The sequence below is a fragment of the Pseudomonas sp. PS02288 genome, from assembly GCF_029959715.1.
Lineage (GTDB): Bacteria > Pseudomonadota > Gammaproteobacteria > Pseudomonadales > Pseudomonadaceae > Pseudomonas_O > Pseudomonas_O kuykendallii.
Map to the genome: position 1 here is coordinate 45,906 of NZ_JASCPA010000014.1, position 20,646 is coordinate 66,551.

Annotated in this window: 20 protein-coding genes; 4 read left to right on the forward strand and 16 right to left on the reverse strand. The window is 64.9% G+C overall.

Annotated features, from left to right (window positions below; translation table 11 throughout):
* Positions 1 to 10: 10 nt before the first annotated feature.
* From recX to QMX85_RS08300, 5 genes are all read right to left on the reverse strand, one after another.
* Positions 11 to 475, reverse strand: a complete 465-nt coding sequence (recX, locus tag QMX85_RS08280) for a recombination regulator RecX (protein ID WP_282339749.1) — start codon at positions 473 to 475, stop codon at positions 11 to 13.
* Between the two features lie 8 nt (positions 476 to 483).
* Complete coding sequence (gene recA / locus QMX85_RS08285; protein WP_090226715.1) at positions 484 to 1,530, reverse strand: recombinase RecA; 1,047 nt, start codon at positions 1,528 to 1,530, stop codon at positions 484 to 486.
* A gap of 83 nt (positions 1,531 to 1,613) precedes the next feature.
* On the reverse strand, positions 1,614 to 2,114 hold the full coding sequence (locus tag QMX85_RS08290) for a CinA family protein (protein ID WP_282339806.1): 501 nt from the start codon (positions 2,112 to 2,114) through the stop codon (positions 1,614 to 1,616).
* A 147-nt stretch (positions 2,115 to 2,261) separates the two neighbouring features.
* Positions 2,262 to 2,450, reverse strand: coding sequence for a hypothetical protein (locus QMX85_RS08295; RefSeq protein WP_282339754.1), 189 nt, complete (start codon positions 2,448 to 2,450; stop codon positions 2,262 to 2,264).
* 111 nt (positions 2,451 to 2,561) lie between these two features.
* Complete coding sequence (locus QMX85_RS08300) at positions 2,562 to 5,054, reverse strand: PAS domain-containing protein (RefSeq protein WP_282339756.1); 2,493 nt, start codon at positions 5,052 to 5,054, stop codon at positions 2,562 to 2,564.
* Between the two features lie 282 nt (positions 5,055 to 5,336).
* Between QMX85_RS08300 and QMX85_RS08305 the strand changes: the two genes are divergently transcribed.
* The 3 genes from QMX85_RS08305 to fdxA all read left to right on the forward strand — a co-directional run bounded on the left by QMX85_RS08305 (position 5,337) and on the right by fdxA (position 9,245).
* Positions 5,337 to 6,017, forward strand: coding sequence for a dual specificity protein phosphatase family protein (locus QMX85_RS08305; protein WP_282339758.1), 681 nt, complete (start codon positions 5,337 to 5,339; stop codon positions 6,015 to 6,017).
* A 190-nt stretch (positions 6,018 to 6,207) separates the two neighbouring features.
* Positions 6,208 to 8,787: a DNA mismatch repair protein MutS gene (gene mutS, locus QMX85_RS08310; RefSeq protein ID WP_282339760.1), complete on the forward strand. Its 2,580-nt coding sequence runs from the start codon at positions 6,208 to 6,210 to the stop codon at positions 8,785 to 8,787.
* A 134-nt stretch (positions 8,788 to 8,921) separates the two neighbouring features.
* On the forward strand, positions 8,922 to 9,245 hold the full coding sequence (fdxA, locus tag QMX85_RS08315) for a ferredoxin FdxA (RefSeq protein WP_090226703.1): 324 nt from the start codon (positions 8,922 to 8,924) through the stop codon (positions 9,243 to 9,245).
* Between the two features lie 454 nt (positions 9,246 to 9,699).
* Here fdxA and rpoS read toward each other — a convergent pair whose 3' ends face one another.
* The 8 genes from rpoS to QMX85_RS08355 form a co-directional block, all read right to left on the reverse strand.
* Positions 9,700 to 10,692, reverse strand: a complete 993-nt coding sequence (gene rpoS / locus QMX85_RS08320) for an RNA polymerase sigma factor RpoS (RefSeq protein WP_282339763.1) — start codon at positions 10,690 to 10,692, stop codon at positions 9,700 to 9,702.
* Between the two features lie 92 nt (positions 10,693 to 10,784).
* A complete protein-coding gene (locus QMX85_RS08325) occupies positions 10,785 to 11,645 on the reverse strand; it encodes a peptidoglycan DD-metalloendopeptidase family protein (protein ID WP_282339765.1) in 861 nt (286 codons plus the stop codon).
* Positions 11,646 to 11,821: 176 nt separating this feature from the next.
* Entirely contained in the window at positions 11,822 to 12,457 is a 636-nt protein-coding gene (locus tag QMX85_RS08330) for a protein-L-isoaspartate(D-aspartate) O-methyltransferase (RefSeq protein WP_282339807.1), read from the reverse strand.
* Between the two features lie 38 nt (positions 12,458 to 12,495).
* Positions 12,496 to 13,248 carry a 5'/3'-nucleotidase SurE gene (surE, locus tag QMX85_RS08335; RefSeq protein ID WP_282339768.1) on the reverse strand — a complete coding sequence of 251 codons (753 nt, stop codon included), beginning with the start codon at positions 13,246 to 13,248 and terminating at the stop codon, positions 12,496 to 12,498.
* Positions 13,248 to 14,294 (reverse strand): tRNA pseudouridine(13) synthase TruD, encoded by a 1,047-nt coding sequence (truD, locus tag QMX85_RS08340; RefSeq protein ID WP_282339770.1) that lies wholly within the window; start codon positions 14,292 to 14,294, stop codon positions 13,248 to 13,250. The genes surE and truD overlap by 1 nt, the downstream gene beginning before the upstream one ends.
* Positions 14,291 to 14,764: a 2-C-methyl-D-erythritol 2,4-cyclodiphosphate synthase gene (gene ispF, locus QMX85_RS08345; protein WP_282339772.1), complete on the reverse strand. Its 474-nt coding sequence runs from the start codon at positions 14,762 to 14,764 to the stop codon at positions 14,291 to 14,293. Before ispF ends, truD begins: the two co-directional genes overlap by 4 nt.
* A 323-nt stretch (positions 14,765 to 15,087) precedes the next feature.
* On the reverse strand, positions 15,088 to 15,939 hold the full coding sequence (fghA, locus tag QMX85_RS08350; RefSeq protein ID WP_282339774.1) for an S-formylglutathione hydrolase: 852 nt from the start codon (positions 15,937 to 15,939) through the stop codon (positions 15,088 to 15,090).
* Between the two features lie 121 nt (positions 15,940 to 16,060).
* A complete protein-coding gene (locus QMX85_RS08355) occupies positions 16,061 to 17,173 on the reverse strand; it encodes an S-(hydroxymethyl)glutathione dehydrogenase/class III alcohol dehydrogenase (RefSeq protein ID WP_273231775.1) in 1,113 nt (370 codons plus the stop codon).
* 104 nt (positions 17,174 to 17,277) lie between these two features.
* On the opposite strand from QMX85_RS08355, the gene QMX85_RS08360 reads away from it, so the two are divergent.
* A complete protein-coding gene (locus tag QMX85_RS08360) occupies positions 17,278 to 18,183 on the forward strand; it encodes a LysR family transcriptional regulator (RefSeq protein ID WP_282339776.1) in 906 nt (301 codons plus the stop codon).
* A 73-nt stretch (positions 18,184 to 18,256) separates the two neighbouring features.
* Here QMX85_RS08360 and ispD read toward each other — a convergent pair whose 3' ends face one another.
* The 3 genes from ispD to eno form a co-directional block, all read right to left on the reverse strand.
* Entirely contained in the window at positions 18,257 to 18,961 is a 705-nt protein-coding gene (gene ispD / locus QMX85_RS08365) for a 2-C-methyl-D-erythritol 4-phosphate cytidylyltransferase (protein ID WP_282339778.1), read from the reverse strand.
* A complete protein-coding gene (gene ftsB / locus QMX85_RS08370; RefSeq protein ID WP_090226677.1) occupies positions 18,958 to 19,236 on the reverse strand; it encodes a cell division protein FtsB in 279 nt (92 codons plus the stop codon). Before ftsB ends, ispD begins: the two co-directional genes overlap by 4 nt.
* A 78-nt stretch (positions 19,237 to 19,314) precedes the next feature.
* Positions 19,315 to 20,604 carry a phosphopyruvate hydratase gene (gene eno, locus QMX85_RS08375; protein WP_282339783.1) on the reverse strand — a complete coding sequence of 430 codons (1,290 nt, stop codon included), beginning with the start codon at positions 20,602 to 20,604 and terminating at the stop codon, positions 19,315 to 19,317.
* Positions 20,605 to 20,646: the final 42 nt, after the last annotated feature.

The window sequence follows — 20,646 nt, forward strand, 5'->3', positions numbered from 1 at the left end:
AGGTGGCAGCTCAATCGTCCAGGGCGCCGCGTAGCAGCCGGCCAATCATTTCCAGGGAGTAACCGCGGTAGGCGAGAAACCGCCCCTGCTGGGCGCGCTCGCGGGCATCGGTAGGAAGCTGGCCACGAAACTTGCGCTGCCAGACGTCGCGCAGGTTTTCGCTCCAGTCGATGTTCGACCGCTGCATCGCCTGTTCGATATCGTCGCGCTGCAATCCACGCTGGCCCAGTTCTTCGCGAATGCGCTGCGGCCCGTAACCGGCACGCGCGCGGCTCGAAACGTAGCTTTCCAGGTAGCGAGCGTCGCTGAGCAGGCCGTCTTCGGCCAACCGTTGCAATGCGCTGTCGATGAGTTCGGGAGGGGCGCCGCGCTTGCGCAGCTTTCGGGTCAGCTCGACGCGGCTGTGTTCACGCCGCGCGAGCAGATCCATGGCCGCCCGGCGTACCGCGACCGGTGTGTCGAGGACGACGGGCATGCCGCGACTCAGAGGTCGATGTCAGCCGTTTCGTCGGCCGCGACCGCAGAGGCCTTGCTGTCGGACGGTGCGACCAGCATTTTGTCGCGGATCGCCTTGTCGATGGCGTTGCCGATTTCCGGGTTGTCTTCCAGGAACTTGGCGGCATTGGCCTTGCCCTGGCCGATCTTGTTGCCTTGGTAGCTGTACCAGGCGCCGGACTTCTCGACGAAACCGAGTTGCACGCCGAGGTCGATGATCTCGCCGTTGCGGTAGATGCCCTTGCCGTAAAGAATCTGGAACTCGGCCTGACGGAACGGCGGTGCCACCTTGTTTTTGACGACCTTGACACGGGTCTCGCTGCCGACCACTTCCTCGCCCTCCTTCACCGCGCCGGTACGGCGGATGTCCAGGCGCACCGAGGCGTAGAACTTCAGCGCGTTACCCCCGGTGGTGGTTTCCGGGCTGCCGAACATCACACCGATCTTCATGCGGATCTGGTTGATGAAGATGACCAAGCAGTTGGCATTCTTGATGTTGCCGGTGACCTTGCGCAGGGCCTGGGACATCAGGCGAGCCTGCAGGCCGACATGGGTATCGCCCATCTCGCCTTCGATTTCGGCCTTCGGCACCAGAGCGGCCACGGAGTCGACGATGATCACGTCGACCGCGTTGGAGCGCACCAGCATGTCGGTGATTTCCAGGGCCTGTTCGCCGGTGTCCGGCTGCGAGACCAGCAGGTCATCGACGTTGACGCCGAGCTTGCCGGCGTAGTCCGGGTCGAGGGCGTGCTCGGCGTCGACGAACGCGCAGGTCGCGCCCTGCTTCTGGGCTTCGGCGATCACCGACAGGGTCAGGGTGGTCTTGCCCGAGGATTCCGGGCCGTAGATCTCGACGATCCGGCCCTTCGGCAGGCCGCCGATGCCGAGCGCGATGTCCAGGCCCAGCGAGCCGGTGGAGATGGCGGGAATGGCCTGGCGATCATGATCGCCCATGCGCATCACCGCGCCCTTGCCGAATTGTTTTTCGATCTGGCCAAGGGCCGCAGCCAGGGCGCGCTTCTTGTTCTCGTCCATTGAAGTCCTCTCGATTCAAGTGGGCCAGAGGCCACGACAACTGTATAAGTAGCCAGTATTAGAGCACAGGGTTGGCCGGTCGCCTACCCCCGCTCGGGATTTTCTCCGGCAGCTAGTCGGATAAGTCCTTCGAGGGCGGCCTGCACGGTGGCGTGGCGAACCTGGTCGCGATTTCCAGGGAATTGCCGGCGTTGCGCGAACAGCCGTTCGCCGTCCGCCCAGGCCAGCCATACGGTGCCGACCGGCTTCTCCGGGGAACCGCCGTCCGGGCCGGCGACGCCGCTCACCGCCACGCCGAAACGCGCATCGCTGCGGCTACAGGCGCCGCGCACCATCGCCTCGACGACCTCACGACTGACCGCGCCAACCCGCGCGAACAGTTCGACCGGAACCCCGAGCTGGGCGGTTTTCTGGGTATTGGAATAGGTGACGTAGCCGGCCTCGAACCAGGCGGAGCTACCGGGGATGCGGGTGATGACTTCGGCGATGCCGCCACCGGTGCAGGATTCGGCGGTGGTGACCTGGGCGGCAAGTGGTTTCAGGCACTCGCCCAGTTGCCGGGCAAGATCGGTAAGCGTTTCCATGGCGTTCTCCGCAGGGTCGGGCATGCATACCCTACCTCAGTTGCGGCGCCGATCAGATCAGGGGCATCTTCGTTGTGCGCGGGCACCAGACCCGGGCCATCCTCCGTTGCAAAGCGGTCCAGGATGAACCAGCAACAGCGCCGCGGATCAGGACAGCACCTCAATCTCCCGCACCGCGGCGGCCGTGGGCGCGCTGTACAGCGACTGATTGGCGGCAAGCGCCTTGTACTTCAGCGCCTGGGCTTCTTCATGGCTGGCGCAGACGAAGTAGAAATCGTTGAGATAGAGCCGCCAGAACGGCTGCGTGCCTTCGACTCTTTCGACCCGTACCACCATCTCCACACTCTCCGCTAGACGCCGGAATTGGCGCTCACGCAAATGACCGGAGCGGCGGCGGTGAAGTTCAGCCAGGCCTGCCAGACGGCTTGCAGCTCGTCGGAACGCCATTCAGCCTTCGAGCATTTCGCGGATCCTGCTGCCCAGCGCATCCAGCGCGAACGGCTTGGTCATCATCTCCATGCCCTCGGCGAGCAGCCCACCGCGCACCGAGGTGGACTCCGCATAGCCGGTGACGAACAGCACCTTGAGTCCTGGGCGACCTTCGCGGGCGATATCGGCGAGCTGGCGGCCGTTCATGTCGGGCAGGCCGACGTCGGTGACCAGCAGGTCGATCTGCGGCTCGCGCCCGAGCAGCGCCAGGGCGGCCTTCGCATCCGCCGCCTCGAGGTAGCGATAGCCGAGCACGTCGAGCACCTCGGTAATCAGCATGCGCACGCTGGCCTCGTCTTCCACCACCAGTACGGTTTCGCCCAGACCGTAGGGCGCGCGGGGCGATTCGACTTCCAGCGGCAGCTGCTCATCCGGCGCGCGGCGCAGGTAGAGCTTCACCGTGGTGCCGCGACCCACTTCGCTGTAGATCCTGACGTGGCCGCCCGACTGCTTGGCATAGCCGTAGATCATCGACAGCCCCAGCCCGGTGCCCTGCCCCAGCGGCTTGGTGGTGAAGAACGGGTCGAAGGCCTTGGCGAGCACTTCCGCAGACATGCCCGAGCCGGTATCGGACACCGAGATCACCACGTACTCGCCGCTGGACACCGCCTCCAGGCCCGAGGTGTAGGAGTCGTCGAGCACCGTGTTCGCCGTGTCGATGCTCAGGTGGCCGCCCGTGGGCATGGCGTCACGGGCGTTGATGGCGAGGTTTACCAGCGCGCTTTCCAACTGGTTGGCGTCGCTCAGGGCGTGCCAGAGGTTATGGTGCAGCGCGGTCTCCAGGCTGATGCGCTCGCCCAGGGTGCGCCTGAGCATGTCGTCGAGGCCCTCGATCAGCAGGTTGACGTTGCACGGCCGCGTGTCCAGCGATTGCCGGCGGGCGAAGGCCAGCAGGCGGTGGATGAGCGCCGCGGCCCGCTGTGCGGCCGAGGACGCCGCGTCCATGAAGCGCTCGATGCCGTCGCTGCGCTGGGCGTCCAGACGCCGCTTGAGCATGTCCAGCGAGCCGATGATCACGGTGAGCAGGTTGTTGAAGTCGTGCGCGATGCCGCCGGTCAACTGGCCGATCGCCTCCATCTTCTGCGACTGGCGCAGCTGTTCCTCGGCGAGATGCAGCGCCTCGGCGCGCGCCTTGTCCGCGGTGAAATCGCGCCCCACGCCGCTGATCACCCCGTCACTGAAGACCGCCCCCCAGGTGATCCAGCGGTGGCCGCCGTCCTTGTGCAGCATCTGGCTGTCGATGCCGGAAATACTCGCGCCGTCCTCGACGAGGCTCATGTCCTGCCGGGCTCGCTCCTGGTGGTCAGGATGCACGAAGTCGAGCGCGTTGCGGCCGACGGATTCCTCCATGCTCCAGCCGAGCACGCGCGTCCAGGCAGGATTCACGGCGAGCAGGGTTCCATCCTTACGGCACAGGGTCATGATGTCGCCGGACAGCTGCCAGAGGCGGTTGCGATCGGCGGTGCGCTCCGCGACCTGCTGCTCAAGCGTCTCGTTGAGCCGGGCCAGCGCCTGGGACGCGGTCTTCTGCTCTTCGATGTCGGTGTTGGTGCCGACCCAGCGGATGATCGCGCCCTGCTCGTCGCGCACCGGCAGTGCGCGGGTCAGGTGCCAGCGGTACACACCGTCGCGCCGACGCAGGCGGAATTCGGCTTCGTAGGTGTCGCCATTGAGCAGCGCCGCCTGCCAGCGCTCGGCCGTCTGCGGCATGTCCGCGGGATGCATGATGTGCCGCCAGCCGTGGCCCTCCAGGTCGCCCGGCGTGGCCCCGGTATAGTCGTAGATGCGCTCGTTGAACCAGTCGAGCAGACCGTTGGGCAGCGCCATCCACACGTGATGCGGCATTGCCTGGGCCAACGCGCGGAACTGCGCCTCGCTGGCGCGCAGCTCGGTGGCGGCACTGATCGCCCGATGCGCCGCCGAGGCGAAGCGCGACAGGCTGGTGAGCAGGCGCAAGTCCTCGGCATCGAACTGGCCGTCCGGATCGTGGCGGACTGCCCAGAGCGTGCCGATCGGCTGGTGTTGGACATGAAACGGCGTGAGCAGCAGCTCGATGACCGGTGGATCGATTAGCGCGGCGCCCGCGTAGCGCCGGCCCGGATCGCGCAGCAACAGGCTGGTGTCGCGGTCGATCACCTCGCCGCAGGGGCTGGCGAAACGCGACATCCGCCCTCCCACCCGCGGCGCCCAGCAACCGGCGACGGCGTGCCAGTGGAACCACTCCACGCCCGCAGCGTCCGTCTCGAGAATGCTGACACCAGCGGAATCCGCCTTGCAGGTCTCGACCACCAGCTCGACCAGCCTCTGCAGAACGGTTGCCGGACTTTCCGCCATGGCGTCCGCCAGTTCCGCCAGGGCACGGTTCTCACGCTCGAAGTCGGGCACACGGGAGGGGCGCGAGCCAAGAATCCGGATCGCAGAGCCATCCTCGTGTACTGATGAATCGTCCATCGCCGTTCCCCTCAATTAGCCATCCATGGGCACTCAGTACTTCTATGGGCGCTTACCGGCGCTGCGGACGACGCATGCCGACGGCCGCTGGCGTCGCCCCTGGATCACTGTATCGGGCGCCGACACAGGCTGAACACCCACCCGCGCCCCGATAATGGCGCCGTCCGACGATTGAACGATGAAACTGCCCGACGGGCGCTCACTACAGAATTTTCACTCGTTCATCATCGGCGCTTCACAGCCCCTGCGACAGGATCGCTCCCGACCCACCAGGAGCGTTCCATGAGACTCGTATCAATCCCGACCCGCCTCTTCCCGTCAGCCTGGGCGATGCTGCTCTGCGGGCTGCTGGCCTCGCTGCCTGGCTTCGCCGCCACCACGACCGGCGAAACGGGCGGCGCCCGCGCGCCAACCTGGGCGACGCCCCTGAACGGGACGTTCAACCTCTATCGGATGTCTCCCACCCTCTATCGCAGCGCGCTACCGGCGCGCGCCAACCGCCAGCAGCTGGAAAAGCTCGGGGTACGAACGGTGATCAGCTTCATCGAGGACAGCGACGCGCCCTGGCTCGGCGACTCCAGCGTACAGCGGGTGAACATTCCGCTGCACGCGGATCGCGTCGACGATGCCGACGTCATCGAGGTGTTGCGCGCCGTACAACGCGCCCAGGCGAACGGGCCGGTGCTGATCCACTGCAAGCACGGCCGCGACCGCACCGGCCTGATGGCGGCGATGTACCGCCAGGTGATCGAGGGCTGGAGCAAACAGGCGGCGCTGGATGAAATGCAGCACGGCGGCTTCGGCGACCCGCGACGCATGGAGGATGCCATCGCCTACGTGGAAAGCGCCGACGCTCCGGCGATTCGACGGGCGCTGGCCAATGGCGACTGCAGTACCTCGCCCTTTTCCACCTGCCTGGTACAGGGCTGGCTGCAGCAACGCGTCGAGGCCAGCGCGGACTGACATCGGGCGCTTTGCGCGGGCGCTGATCCGTACCGCGCGTAGCCCCCTGTACCTGCTGGCGCCAGATCGCCCGTGGTAATCTTCGCCATCGCCGCAGCCAGCCGCTGCATTGTCTTCCGGGTGATCCGGCGCCGCTCTCCGACCGCGCGCCGCCCTTCCCCAGCAACCCTTCAGAATCCCTAAGTCACTGATGGCAAAGCAAAACAAGGATCTTTCGGCACATACGCCAATGATGCAGCAGTACTGGTCGCTGAAAAACCAGCACCCCGACCAACTGATGTTCTATCGCATGGGCGACTTCTACGAGATCTTCTACGAAGACGCGAAGAAGGCCGCCAAGCTGCTCGACATCACCCTCACCGCGCGCGGCCAGTCGGCCGGCCAGGCGATACCGATGTGCGGCATCCCGCATCACTCTGCCGAAGGCTACCTGGCCAAGCTGGTCAAGCTCGGCGAGTCGGTGGTGATCTGCGAGCAGATCGGCGATCCGGCCACCAGCAAGGGCCCGGTGGAACGCCAGGTGGTGCGCATCATCACGCCGGGCACCATCAGCGATGAGGCACTGCTCGACGAGCGCCGCGACAACCTGCTGATGGCCGTGCTCGGCGACGAGCGCCTGTTCGGCCTGGCGGTGCTGGATATTTCCAGCGGTCGCTTCAGCGTTCAGGAAATCGCCGGCTGGGAGAACCTGCTGGCCGAGCTGGACCGGCTGAACCCGGCCGAGCTGCTGATTCCGGATGACTGGCCACAGGGGCTGCCGGCCGAAAAGCGCCGCGGTTCGCGCCGCCGCGCGCCCTGGGATTTCGACCGCGACTCCGCCTTCAAGAGCCTTTGCCAGCAGTTCGCCACCCAGGACTTGAAGGGCTTCGGCTGCGAAAACCTGACGCTGGCCATCGGCGCTGCCGGCTGCCTGCTCGGCTACGCCAAGGAAACCCAGCGCACCGCCTTGCCGCACCTGCGCAGCCTGCGCCACGAGCGGCTCGATGACACGGTGATCCTCGATGGCGCCAGCCGGCGCAATCTGGAGCTGGACACCAACCTCTCCGGCGGTCGCGACAACACCCTGCAATCGGTGATGGACCGCTGTCAGACCGCGATGGGCAGCCGCCTGCTGACGCGCTGGCTGAACCGCCCGCTGCGCGACCGCACGGTGCTCGAGGCGCGCCAGGATTCCATCACCTGCCTGCTGGAACGCTATCGGTTCGAGCAGTTGCAACCGCAGCTCAAGGAAATCGGCGATGTCGAACGCATCCTCGCCCGCATCGGCCTGCGCAACGCCCGCCCGCGCGACCTGGCACGCCTGCGCGACGCACTCAGCGCCCTGCCGGAACTGCAGAGCGGCATGCACGACCTGGTCGCCGACCACCTGCTGCAACTGGCACAGAGCATCCGCACCTATCCGGAACTCGCCGACCTGCTGCAACGCGCGATCATCGACAACCCGCCGGCGGTCATCCGTGACGGCGGCGTGCTGAAGACGGGCTACGACGCCGAGCTGGACGAGCTGCTGTCGCTCAGCGAGAACGCCGGACAGTTCCTCATGGACCTGGAAACCCGGGAAAAGGCGCGCACCGGTCTGCCCAACCTGAAGGTTGGCTACAACCGCGTGCACGGCTACTTCATCGAACTGCCGAGCAAGCAGGCCGAGTCGGCACCGGCCGACTACATCCGCCGTCAGACGCTCAAGGGCGCCGAGCGCTTCATCACGCCCGAGCTCAAGGCCTTCGAAGACAAGGCGCTGTCGGCCAAGAGCCGCGCGCTGGCCCGCGAGAAGCTGCTCTACGAGGAACTGCTGGAACTGCTGATCGAGCAACTCGCACCGCTGCAGGACACCGCCGCCGCGCTGGCTGAGCTGGACGTGCTGAGCAACCTCGCCGAGCGTTCGTTGAACCTCGACCTGAACCGACCGCGCTTCGTCGAGGAACCCTGCATGCGCATCGAGCAGGGCCGTCATCCAGTGGTCGAACAGGTGCTGGAAACGCCGTTCGTCGCCAACGACCTGTCGCTCGACAACGGCACCCGCATGTTGGTGATCACTGGCCCTAACATGGGCGGTAAATCGACTTACATGCGGCAAACGGCGTTGATCGTGCTATTGGCGCACATCGGCAGCTTCGTACCCGCGGCGCGCTGCGAGCTGTCGCTGGTGGACCGGATCTTCACCCGCATCGGTTCCTCCGACGACCTCGCCGGCGGCCGCTCGACCTTCATGGTCGAGATGAGCGAAACCGCCAACATCCTGCACAATGCCACCGACCGTAGCCTGGTGCTGATGGACGAAGTCGGCCGCGGCACCAGCACCTTCGACGGCCTCTCGCTGGCCTGGGCGGCGGCCGAACACCTGGCCCGGCTACGCGCCTACACGCTCTTCGCCACTCACTACTTCGAGCTGACGGTGCTGTCGGAAAGCGAACCGGTGGTCGCCAACGTCCACCTCAACGCTACCGAGCACAACGAGCGGATCGTCTTCCTCCATCACGTCCTGCCTGGCCCCGCCAGCCAGAGCTATGGCCTGGCGGTCGCGCAGCTGGCGGGCGTCCCCGGCGACGTGATCGGACGCGCCAAGGAGCATCTGGCGCGCCTTGAAGTCACCAGCCTGCCGCATGAAGCACCGCGCCAGGAGCCCGGAAAACCCCTGGCTCCAGTGCAGAACGACCTGTTCGCCAGCCTGCCGCATCCGATTCTCGATGAGTTGGCGAGGATCAATCCGGACGAGCTGACACCGCGGCATGCTATGCAGCTGTTATATGAATGGAAGCAGCGGCTCTAACAGCGACGCAAGCAAGCTGTTAGAATCCTGCGCGCTTTAGGATTGCCCGGCCCCCGCCTGAGCCGAGGTCATCACTTATCGAGCTGCAACGTCCCAGCAGAGGATCGCAGCCGTAGTCTGAGGAGAGAACCTGAATGACCTTCGTCGTCACCGACAATTGCATCAAATGCAAATACACCGACTGTGTGGAAGTCTGTCCGGTGGACTGCTTTTACGAAGGTCCGAACTTCCTGGTGATCCATCCGGACGAGTGCATCGATTGCGCCCTGTGCGAACCGGAATGCCCTGCGCAGGCGATCTTCTCCGAAGATGAAATACCGGACGGCATGCAGCAGTTCATCGAGCTGAACACCGAACTGGCGGAGATCTGGCCGAACATCACCGAGCGGAAGGAAGCGTTGCCTGACGCCGAGGAATGGGATGGTGTGAAGGACAAGCTCCAGCACCTCGAGCGCTGATCGCCCCGCCATGAAAAAGGCCCGCACATGCGGGCCTTTTTATTGGATCTGGAAAACGCACACTTTCCTGCAGGCAAAAAAAGGGGCGGGTTTGACCCCGCCCACTTTTATCCCTAGTCCCTGCATGTCCCATCATCATCCTGATGCCTCGCAATCCTGCGAGTGTCCTGGGTCGGCATCCTTACCGACCTGTGCTCTATTTCCCTGAGCACGGCGCGATCATATCCTGCTGCGAGACAACGGCAATCAGCCCAATATCCAAAATCGATTCAGAAAAAAATTCTTTCGTAAAAATAAATCCTTTATAAAACAAATAATTACCGTTTTTCTCTCAGCATATTTCCGCAAAAGGCTTATCGTTTTATCTCTTTAGACTTACATCTACGTAAGCAATTACTTACATTGACTCACAAAAAACCCGACTTAACGTCGGGTCTTTGCTACCGGATCCACGCTACTGGAACAGAGAATCGCTGGAGAGACCGTTCTTCTCCAGAATCTCCCGCAAGCGTTTCAGCGCTTCGACCTGAATCTGCCGAACCCGCTCCCTGGTGAGACCGATTTCCTGGCCCACCTCCTCCAGCGTGGAGCCTTCATGGCCGCGCAGGCCAAAGCGGCGGACCACCACTTCGCGCTGCTTGTCGGTGAGGTCGGATAGCCACTGATCGATGCTTTGCGAAAGGTCATCGTCCTGCAGCAGGTCGCACGGATCAGACGGACGATCGTCGGTGAGGGTTTCGAGCAGGGTCTTGCCGGAATCCGGGCCCAGCGAGACATCCACCGACGTCACCCGCTCGTTGAGGCCGAGCATGCGCTTGACCTCGGACACCGGCTTCTCGAGCAGTCCGGCGATTTCCTCGGCAGAGGGCTCGTGATCGAGCTTCTGCGTCAACTCACGCGCGGCGCGCAGGTAGACGTTCAGTTCCTTGACCACATGGATCGGCAGGCGAATGGTGCGCGTCTGGTTCATGATCGCGCGTTCGATCGTCTGCCGAATCCACCAAGTGGCGTAGGTAGAGAAACGAAAACCACGCTCCGGATCGAACTTCTCCACGGCGCGGATCAAGCCGAGGTTGCCTTCCTCGATCAAATCCAGCAGAGACAGGCCACGGTTGACGTAGCGACGAGCGATTTTTACCACCAGGCGCAGGTTGCTCTCGATCATGCGCTTGCGCCCCGCGGGGTCGCCACTTTGCGAGAGGCGCGCGAAATGAACTTCTTCTGCGGGGGTCAGGAGTGGGGAGAAACCGATTTCGTTGAGGTAGAGCTGAGTGGCGTCCAGCGCCCGTGTGTAGTCGATGTACTTATGCTGCTTGGTGGCTGCCGCTTTCGATCTGGTCGGTTTGTCAGGTTCATCGTGTGGTGCCTCATCAAGAACCAGAGCCGATTCCATAAGCAACACATCTTCGTCGACATCAAACCCGGTGGCTTCTTCGTTGAGCGCCATTCTTGTTGTCCTTCTGCTGAGTTCGACAATGAGTTCGGCCACCTTTCCGTGGTGGGCCCGACTCATTCATTTCCGCAGGAGGTACTTGCAGATCAGCGACGCGGCAAATATTGCAGAGGATCGACTGGCTTGCCTTGGCGGCGAATCTCGAAGTGGAGCTTCACCCGGTCGGTTCCGGTGGATCCCATCTCGGCAACGGTTTGCCCGGCCTTGACCTGCTCTCCCTCCCGCACCAAGAGCCTCCGGTTGTGGCCGTAGGCACTCACATAGGTATCGCTATGCTTGATGATTACTAGTTCGCCGTAACCCCGCAATCCACTGCCGGCGTACACCACAGAGCCATCAGACGCAGCTAAAACAGGCTGGCCCAATTCCCCTGCTATATCAATTCCTTTATTCAAACTACCGTTTGATGAGAATTTACCGATCAAAACGCCATTTGCGGGCCATGCCCAGCCGCTGGGAGAACGGTCCACGGACTGCATCGGAGTGGTCGCCACAGTCGGCGCGACAGGCCGGGGCGCGGCGGCCGGAGTTCCGGTTACCGGTTGCGGAACGATCAGCACCGGCGCGCTGGGCGTCGGCATGGTGGTCACGACGGGGGTATTCGCGCTGGCGACCGCCGTTGGCGCGGCAGGCTGGCTGGCGCCGTTGCCAAAACGGATCTTCTGACCGGGGCGGATGACATAGGGCGGCAGGATGCCGTTGCGCGCCGCCAACGCCTTCCAGTCCCAGCCATAACGGAAGGCGATGGAGAACAGGGTGTCACCGCGTTGAACGGTGTACTGGCCGCTGGTAACCGGCTGCCGCGAGCTGGCACCGCTCTTGTTGCGATCGACGACCTGCACGCCACTCGAAGACGAGCTGGCGCAACCGCCGAGAAGCGCGCCGATGAGCAAACCACCGAGGATCCACAAGTCACCGCGTTTGAGCTGCCTGTTCGTAGCGCTCACCCGAGGCTCCCAGCGTGAATGTGATAAACGCCCGCCAGCTCACGGCCTTGGAAACGAATCGATACAAATTCGCCGGCAGCAACCACGGGAGCGGAAGAGAGAAGAACTGAGGGCAGACCCGAAGACATGCCCCGATGTAGCGGAAAAGCGTTATCCATGGATCCTTCCAGAGCGATTCAGGCCAGCGGACCGTTCAACAGCGGAACGAAGCGCACCGCATCCAGTACATGGCGGGAAAAACCGTTGTCTTCGCGGACGATCAGCATCAGTTGCTGGACGTCGCCCGCGCCGACCGGAATCACCAGGCGTCCACCCGGCGCCAGCTGATCCAGCAGCGCCTGGGGCACATCGGCGGCGGCAGCGGTGACGATGATGCCGTTGTAAGTCGCCAGCGCCGGCCAGCCTTCCCAGCCATCCCCCCAGCGAAAGACCACGTTGCGCAATTTGAGTTCGACGAGGCGCTCTTTGGCGCGGTCCTGCAAGGTCTGGATGCGCTCCACCGAGAACACTCGCTCGACCAGTTGGGCGAGCACGGCCGTCTGGTAACCCGAGCCGGTGCCGATCTCCAATACCTTGTCCAGCGGGCCGGCAGCCAGCAACAGTTCGGTCATGCGGCCGACCATGAAAGGCTGGGAGATGGTCTGATTGTGGCCGATGGGCAGCGCGGTGTCTTCGTAAGCGCGGTGCGCCAGGGCCTCGTCGACGAACAGATGGCGTGGCGTGCGACGGATCACTTCGAGGACATGCGGATTGGACAGGCCTTCCTCGTACAGCCGCTGGATCAGCCGGTCGCGGGTGCGCTGGGACGTCATGCCGGTGCCACGATGGATGGCGTCGTCGTGTTCGCGCTTCATCGCAGCAAGCCCTCCAGCCAACCGTCGAGCCCTTTGAAAGCTTCATGGAACGTACGGTCCAGCTGCAACGGCGTGATCGACACATAGCCTTGCGTCACGGCGTGGAAATCGGTGCCGGGCCCGCCGTCCTCGGCGTCCCCGGAAACCGAGATCCAGTAGCCTTCCTTGCCACGCGGGTTCACCTGCTTCACCGGCGGCTTGGCCCGCGCCCGGTGGCCGAGGCGGGTCAGCTGGATGCCGCGGATCTGCTCCAGTGGCAGGTCCGGAATGTTCACGCTGAGCACGGTACGTGGAGGCAGATCCAGAGTGTGATGCTGCTCCACCAGCCGGCGGGCGATGGCGGCCGCGGCGGGCAGGTTGTCCGGACGGCGGGAAACCAGCGAGAAGGCGAACGCCGGGCTGCCGGCGAAACGGCCTTCGATGGCCGCGGCTACCGTGCCGGAATAGAGCACGTCGTCGCCCAGGTTGGCGCCCAGGTTGATCCCTGAGACGACCATGTCCGGCGCTTCGGCGAGCAAGCCGTTGAGGCCCAGGTGCACGCAGTCGGTGGGCGAGCCGTTGAGGCCGATGAAGCCGTTGGGCATGACGATGGGATGCAGGGGACGGTCGAGGGTCAGCGCGCTGCTGGCGCCGCTCATGTCCTGAATCGGTGCGACCACCGAGCACGCGGCGAAATCCGACAACGCGCCATGCAGCGCGGCGAGGCCGGGCGCATAAACCCCGTCGTCGTTGGCGATCAGAATACGCATTAGAGGTCCGTCTGCCCTGCCGGCGAGAGATCGACGATCTCGCGCACCACGGCGGTGGCGAAGCATCCAGCCGGCAGGACGAATTCGAGTTGCAGAATGTCAGGCCGGGGATAATGCCATGCCAGGCCGCCGATGGGGAGGCGCAGGATTCGCCGTTCGTGCGCCATGCCCGCATTGGCCAGCCAATCGCACAGTGCCGCTTCGCGTTGCCCCACGCCATTCTCCAGGGCCTGCACGGCGGCAGCGGCCGGCGATTCGCCCTTGCCCCAGAGCGCGCCGGTGGGATGCAGATCGAGAACCGCCAGGCGAGGATCGGCGCACTCGGCCTCACCGGCAGGGAAGAAGCTCCGGCTGTCGGTGAAGGCCAGCAGATCGCCAACCAGCGCCCGACTCCAGCTGCCCGCGGCGACACGCTCGGCCACGACGCGGTTGAACAGGTAGCTGCGCGCCGCCGAAAGCATCCGCGAGCGCAGGTTGCGCTGTTCCGGCATCTCGCCACGGCGGGCGAACTCCCGGGCACCCGCCAGGTTGCCGCCCTCGTGGCCGAAGCGCTGCAGGCCGAAATAGTTCGGCACGCCCTCGGCGGCGATGCGCTGCAGACGCGCCTCGAGCGCGTCGCGGTCGGCCTCCAGGGCGGTCAGGCGCAGGGTGAAGCCGTTGGCGGCGTGTGCACCACGCTGCAGTTTGCGCGTGTGGCGTGTCCGCTCGAGGATGCGCAGGCTGTCGCTTTCCGCAGCGCCGAGGTCGGGATCAGCCTTGCCCGGCAGGTGCAGGCTGAACCATTGGCGGGTCAGCGCCTGGCGGTCCTTGAGACCGGCGTAGCTGATCATTTTCAGTGGTACGCCGGCGGCCTTGGCGATTCGCCGGGCCGCTTCCTCGGTGTTCAGACCGCGCTTTTCCACCCACAGCCAGAGGTGCTCGCCCTCGCCCGTCAGCGGGATGTCGAGCGCCTCGTCGACCTGGAAGTCTTCGGCGGTCTCCTTGAGCAGCGCATGCCCGCAGGGTTCGCCATGGGCACGCGGACCGAGCAGTTCGAGTTCGGTCATAGCGGCAGCAACAGCGCCACCGCATGCACGGCGATGCCTTCTTCGCGGCCGACGAAGCCGAGCTTCTCGGTGGTGGTGGCCTTGACGTTGACCTGATCCAGCGCGACCTGCAGGTCTTCGGCGATCAGCGCGCGCATCGTCTCGATGTGCGGCGCCATCTTCGGCGCCTGGGCCTCGATGGTGGCGTCGACGTTGCCGACCTTCCAGCCTTTCTCGGCGACCAGTCGCAGCACGTGGCGCAGCAGCGCGCGACTGTCGGCGCCCTTGAATTGCGGATCGGTGTCGGGAAAATGCCGGCCGATGTCACCGAGCGCCGCCGCACCGAGCAACGCGTCGCTCAGCGCGTGCAGCAGCACGTCGCCGTCGGAGTGGGCGACGAGCCCGAAACGATGAGGAATGCGCACCCCGCCGAGGGTGATGAAATCGCCCTCGCCGAAGCGGTGCACGTCGTAGCCGTGGCCAATACGCATGGAAAAGTAACCTTGGGAAAGTCAGCCCGTGATTCTAAAGGAAAGCGCGAATGCCAGCGCGGCAGCCTTCCGAAAGCGCGTGCCGGCTCCTCGATAACGGGGCGCGAAACCGGGCCGATGGCTGACGGATTGCGCATTGGCCGGGAAGATCGTCACCGCGGGACGCGCGCCCTCGGTGACCCGGCCGGGCGTCGTTTGCCTTCTGGCGTGTCGACGCGGATGAAGCCCAGGGCGCCGAGATCGGCTTCCAGATTCAAGGCCGACTGCGGCAATCACGAATCGGGGCGGGCGGCGCGCAGCGAAACCCGTCACGCCCCGATGGCTTACCCCTTCAGGAACTGCGCATGATGGCGCAGGTGATCGTCGATGAAGCTGGCGATGAAGTAGTAACTGTGGTCGTAACCCGGCTGCAGGCGCAGCTGCAACGGGTGCGACGCCGCCGAGGCCGCCGCCTGCAAGGCTTCCGGCTTGAGCTGGTTGACCAGGAAATCGTCGCGATCGCCCTGGTCGATGAGTATCGGCAGCTTCTGCGTGGCGTCGAGGATCAGCACGCTGGCATCCCACTCGCGCCAGCGCGAACGGTCCTCGCCCAGGTAGTTGGAGAAGGCCTTCTCGCCCCACGGGCAGTTCATCGGGTTGGCGATGGGCGCGAAAGCGGACAGCGACTGGTAGCGGCCGGGGTTCTTCAGCGCACAGACCAGCGCGCCGTGCCCGCCCATGGAGTGTCCGGCGATGCCGCGCCTGTCGGAGACCGGGAAGTTGGCCTCGATCAGCGCCGGCAACTCGTCGACCACGTAGTCGTACATCAGGTAGTGCTTCGCCCAGGGCTGCTGGGTGGCGTTGAGGTAGAAGCCGGCACCGAGGCCGAAGTCGTAGGCGCCATTGGCGTCGTCCGCCACGCCTTCGCCGCGCGGGCTGGTGTCCGGGGCGACGATGATCAACCCGAGTTCGGCCGCCAGCCGGTGCGCGCCGGCCTTCTGCATGAAGTTCTCGTCGGTGCAGGTCAGCCCCGAGAGCCAGTAGAGCACCGGCAGGCTGGCGCCCTGCTCGGCCTGCGGCGGCAGGTAGACGGCGAACACCATGTCGCAATTGAGGCTGGAAGAACGGTGCTTGTAGCGCTTGTGCCAGCCGCCGAAGCTCTTGTTGCTGGAAACGATTTCGAGGCTCATGACCACTCCGTAGGGTGCGCCACGCGCACCAGGGGGTTAGCGGTGCGCATGGCGCACCCTACGAAAGAACCGCAGGCGTCGAGGGGCGCTGGACCACCCGTTGCCTGAAGCTTGTCGCTTGCAGCTATCAGTAATGGATGACGGTGCGGATGCTCTTGCCTTCGTGCATCAGGTCGAAGGCCTCGTTGATCTGCTCCAGACCCATTGTGTGGGTGATGAAGGTATCCAGCGGAATCTCGCCGCTCTGCGCCTTCTCCACATAGCTCGGCAGCTCGGTGCGACCCTTCACGCCGCCGAATGCCGAACCGCGCCAGACGCGGCCGGTTACCAGCTGGAACGGACGGGTACTGATTTCCTGGCCGGCGCCGGCCACACCGATGATCACGCTCTCGCCCCAGCCCTTGTGCGCGCATTCCAGCGCCGCACGCATCAGTTGCACGTTGCCGACGCACTCGAAGCTGTAGTCCACGCCGCCATCGGTCATTTCGACGATGACGTCCTGGATCGGCTTGTCATGGTCCTTCGGATTGACGAAGTCGGTCGCGCCAAGCTCGCGGGCCACGTCGAACTTGGCCGGGTTGATGTCGATGGCGATGATCCGCGAGGCCTTGGCCATCTTCGCGCCGATGATCGCCGCCAGGCCGATGCCGCCCAGGCCGAAGATCGCCACGGTGGCGCCCTCTTCCACCTTGGCGGTATTGAGCACGGCGCCGATCCCGGTGGTCACGCCGCAACCGAGCAGGCAGACCTTCTCCAGCGGCGCTTCCTTGGGAATCACCGCCAGCGAGACTTCCGGCAGCACGGTGTATTCGGAGAAGGTCGAGCAGCCCATGTAGTGGTAGATCGGCTCGCCGTTGTAGGAGAAACGCGACGTGCCGTCCGGCATCAGGCCCTTGCCCTGGGTGGCGCGCACCGAGCTGCACAGGTTGGTCTTGCCGGACAGGCAGAATTTGCACTGGCGGCATTCGGCGGTGTACAGCGGGATGACGTGGTCGCCGACCTTCACCGAGGTCACGCCCTCGCCCACGGCTTCGACGATGCCGCCGCCTTCGTGGCCGAGGATCGACGGGAACACGCCCTCGGAGTCGGCGCCGGACAGCGTGTAGGCGTCGGTGTGGCAGACGCCGGTGGCGACGATGCGCACCAGCACCTCGCCGGCCTTCGGCGGCGCGACGTCCACTTCGACGATCTTCAGGGGTTCGTTCGGCGCGAAGGCCACGGCGGCGCGGGATTTGATCATGGCGAAATCTCTCGGGGTTGAGCAGTAAACCGAGAGTGTAATTCACGCGCAGGCTGGGATAATGGATGATCCAAGGAAACTTTATTGCCATACAGGGACAATCGATGAACGCACACCGCTGGGAAGGCCTGGACGAGTTCGTCGCCGTTGCCGAATGCGGCAACTTCCTGCGCGCCGCCGAGCGACTGCGGGTGTCCTCCTCCCACGTCAGCCGCCAGGTGGCGCGCCTGGAGGAACGCCTGCAGGCACGCTTGCTCTACCGCACCACGCGCAAGGTCTCGCTGACCGAAGCCGGGCAGACCTTCTTTGCCCGCTGCCAGCGGCTGATCGAGGAACGTGACGCCGCCTTCCTCGCAGTCGGCGACCTGCAGGGCGCGCCCACCGGACTGCTGCGCATGACCGCGGCGGTGGCCTACGGCGAACGCTTCATCGTGCCGCTGGTGAATGAATTCATGGCGCGTCATCCGCAGCTGCGGGTGGAAATCGAACTGTCCAACCGCACGCTCGACCTGGTTCAGGAAGGCTTCGACCTGGCGATCCGCCTGGGGCGCTTGAGCGAATCGCGACTGGTCGCCACCCGTCTCGCACCGCGCGCCATGCACCTCTGCGCCGCGCCCGCCTATCTGGAGCGCTACGGCCGCCCGCACACGCTTTCGGAACTGGCGGCACACAACTGCCTGATCGGCACCAGCGATACCTGGATGCTTCAGGACGGCGGCCGCGAGCATCCGTTCAGGCCCAGCGGCAACTGGCGCTGCAACAGCGGCCAGGCGGTGCTCGACGCCGCGCTGCGCGGTTTTGGCCTGTGCCAGTTGCCGGACTACTACGTGCTGGAGCCGCTGCGCCGCGGCGAACTGGTCAGCCTGCTGGAACACCACCAGCCACCGAACACGGCGGTGTGGGCGGTCTATCCGCAGCGACGCTTTCTCTCGCCGAAGGTCGGCCAACTGGTGCAGGCCCTGAAGACCGGTCTGGCGCAGAGAGCGGAGTACCAGGCGTTGGTGGTTTGAAGGCCGCGGAGTAACCGAGTGTGGTGGTAGTTTCGCCGGGCTCAGGGCGAATCCGTCGCTCGGTGACGCCGGGTCAGCCCTTTTGCTTCCACGCCAGCCGCAGCCACTCCAGGTCTTCCGGGCGGGTGACCTTGAGGTTGTCGGCGCGGCCCTCGATCAGCCGCGGCGCAGCGCCGGCCAGCTCCATCGCCGACGCTTCGTCGGTGATCGCCGCGCCGCTGGCCAAGCCCTGCTCCAACGCCTGACGCAACGCGCCGAGGCGGAACATCTGCGGGGTGAAGGCGAGCCAGATCAGTTGACGGTCGAGGGTGCGGGCGACCTTGCCGTCGACGCCGGCGAGCTTGACCGTGTCGCGCGACGGCACCGCGAGCAGGCCGCCGACCGGATCGTCGGCCAGCTCGCCGAGCAGGCGGTCCAGATCGCTGCGAGCGAGATTCGGCCGCGCGGCGTCGTGCACCAGCACCCAGTCGTCGACCTCGGCGCCCAGGACTTCAAGCCTCACCAGCGCGTTGAGCACCGAGTCCGCCCGCTCCGCGCCACCGTCGGCGCGCTGGATACGCGGATCGTCGGCGCAGCCCAGGGTCGGCCAGTAGGGATCGTCGCGGCCAAGCGCCAGCACCAGCCCGCGCAGGCCGGGGTGATCGAGGAAGCAATCGAGGGTGTGTTCGAGAAGCGTCCGGCCGCCGAGCGGCAGGTACTGCTTGGGTCGGTCGGCACGCATGCGGGCGCCGACGCCGGCGGCGGGAATCACCGCCCAGAAGTGCGGCAGGGAATTCATTGGGCCAACTGGTAGAGGGTCTCGCCGTCCTTGACCATGCCGAGTTCGTGGCGGGCACGTTCCTCGACGGTCTCGGTACCTTTCTTCAGCTCCATCACTTCAGCCTCGAGCACGCGATTGCGCTCGAGCAGGCGTTCGTTCTCGCCCTTCTGATCGCTGATCTGGCGATTCAACTCGGTGACTTGCGCCAGGCTGCCGTCACCGACCCAGAGTCGGTATTGCAGACCCGCCAGCAGCAGGATCAGCACGACGAAAAGCCAGTAAGGACTACGCATCAGAAAATAGAGCCCGCGGTTGATGAGATTCGGCGACAAAAAAGGGCGGCCGTGGCCGCCCTTTTAGCACAGCGCTGGTTAGCCGCGGAACTCCGCGCGCCCCTTGTAGGGTGCTTTTCCGCCGAGCTGCTCTTCGATGCGCAGCAGCTGGTTGTACTTGGAAACGCGGTCGGAGCGGCACAGCGAACCGGTCTTGATCTGGCCGGCGGCGGTGCCTACGGCCAGGTCGGCGATGGTGCTGTCTTCGGTTTCGCCGGAGCGGTGCGAGATCACCGCGGTGTAGCCGGCGGCCTTGGCCATCTGGATGGCCTCCAGGGTTTCGGTCAGCGAGCCGATCTGGTTGAACTTGATCAGGATCGAGTTGGCTATGCCCTTGTCGATGCCTTCCTTGAGAATCTTGGTGTTGGTCACGAACAGGTCGTCACCGACCAGTTGGACCTTCTCGCCGATCTTGTCGGTGAGGATCTTCCAGCCTGCCCAGTCGGACTCGTCCAGGCCGTCTTCGATGGAGATGATCGGGAAGCGCTCGGTCAGGCCTTTCAGGTAGTCGGCGAAACCGGCGGCGTCGAAGGATTTGCCTTCGCCGGAGAGGTCGTACTTGCCGCCTTCGAAGAACTCGCTGGCCGCGCAGTCCAGAGCCAGGGTCACGTCGGTGCCCAAGGTGTAGCCGGCGTTGGCGATGGCTTCGGCGATGGCCGACAGCGCCGCTTCGTTGGATTCCAGGTTCGGCGCGAAGCCGCCCTCGTCGCCCACCGCGGTGCTCAGGCCACGAGCTTTCAGCACGGCCTTGAGGTGATGGAAGATTTCCGCGCCCATGCGCAGCGCGTCGGCGAAAGTCTTGGCGCCAACCGGCTGGACCATGAATTCCTGGATGTCGACGTTGTTATCGGCGTGCTCGCCGCCGTTGATGATGTTCATCATCGGCACCGGCATCGAATAGACGCCCGGGGTGCCGTTGAGGTTGGCGATGTGCGCGTAGAGCGGCAGGTCCTGGTCCTCGGCGGCGGCCTTGGCAGCGGCCAGGGAGACGGCGAGGATCGCGTTGGCGCCCAGCTTGGCCTTGTTCTCGGTACCGTCCAGTTCGATCATCGCGCGGTCCAGCGCGGCCTGTTCGACCGGGTCCTTGCCCAGCAGCAGGCTGCGGATCGGCCCGTTGATGTTGTCCACGGCCTTGAGCACGCCCTTGCCCAGGTAACGGCTCTTGTCGCCGTCACGCAGTTCCAGCGCTTCGCGCGATCCGGTGGAAGCGCCCGACGGCGCGCAGGCGCGGCCGACGATACCGTTGTCCAGGATCACATCGGCTTCCACGGTGGGGTTGCCACGGGAGTCGAGGACTTCACGTCCCTTGATGTCGACGATCTTTGCCATTCTTGTAACTCCAGAAGTTGACGAAAACGCGGCTGAGAATCC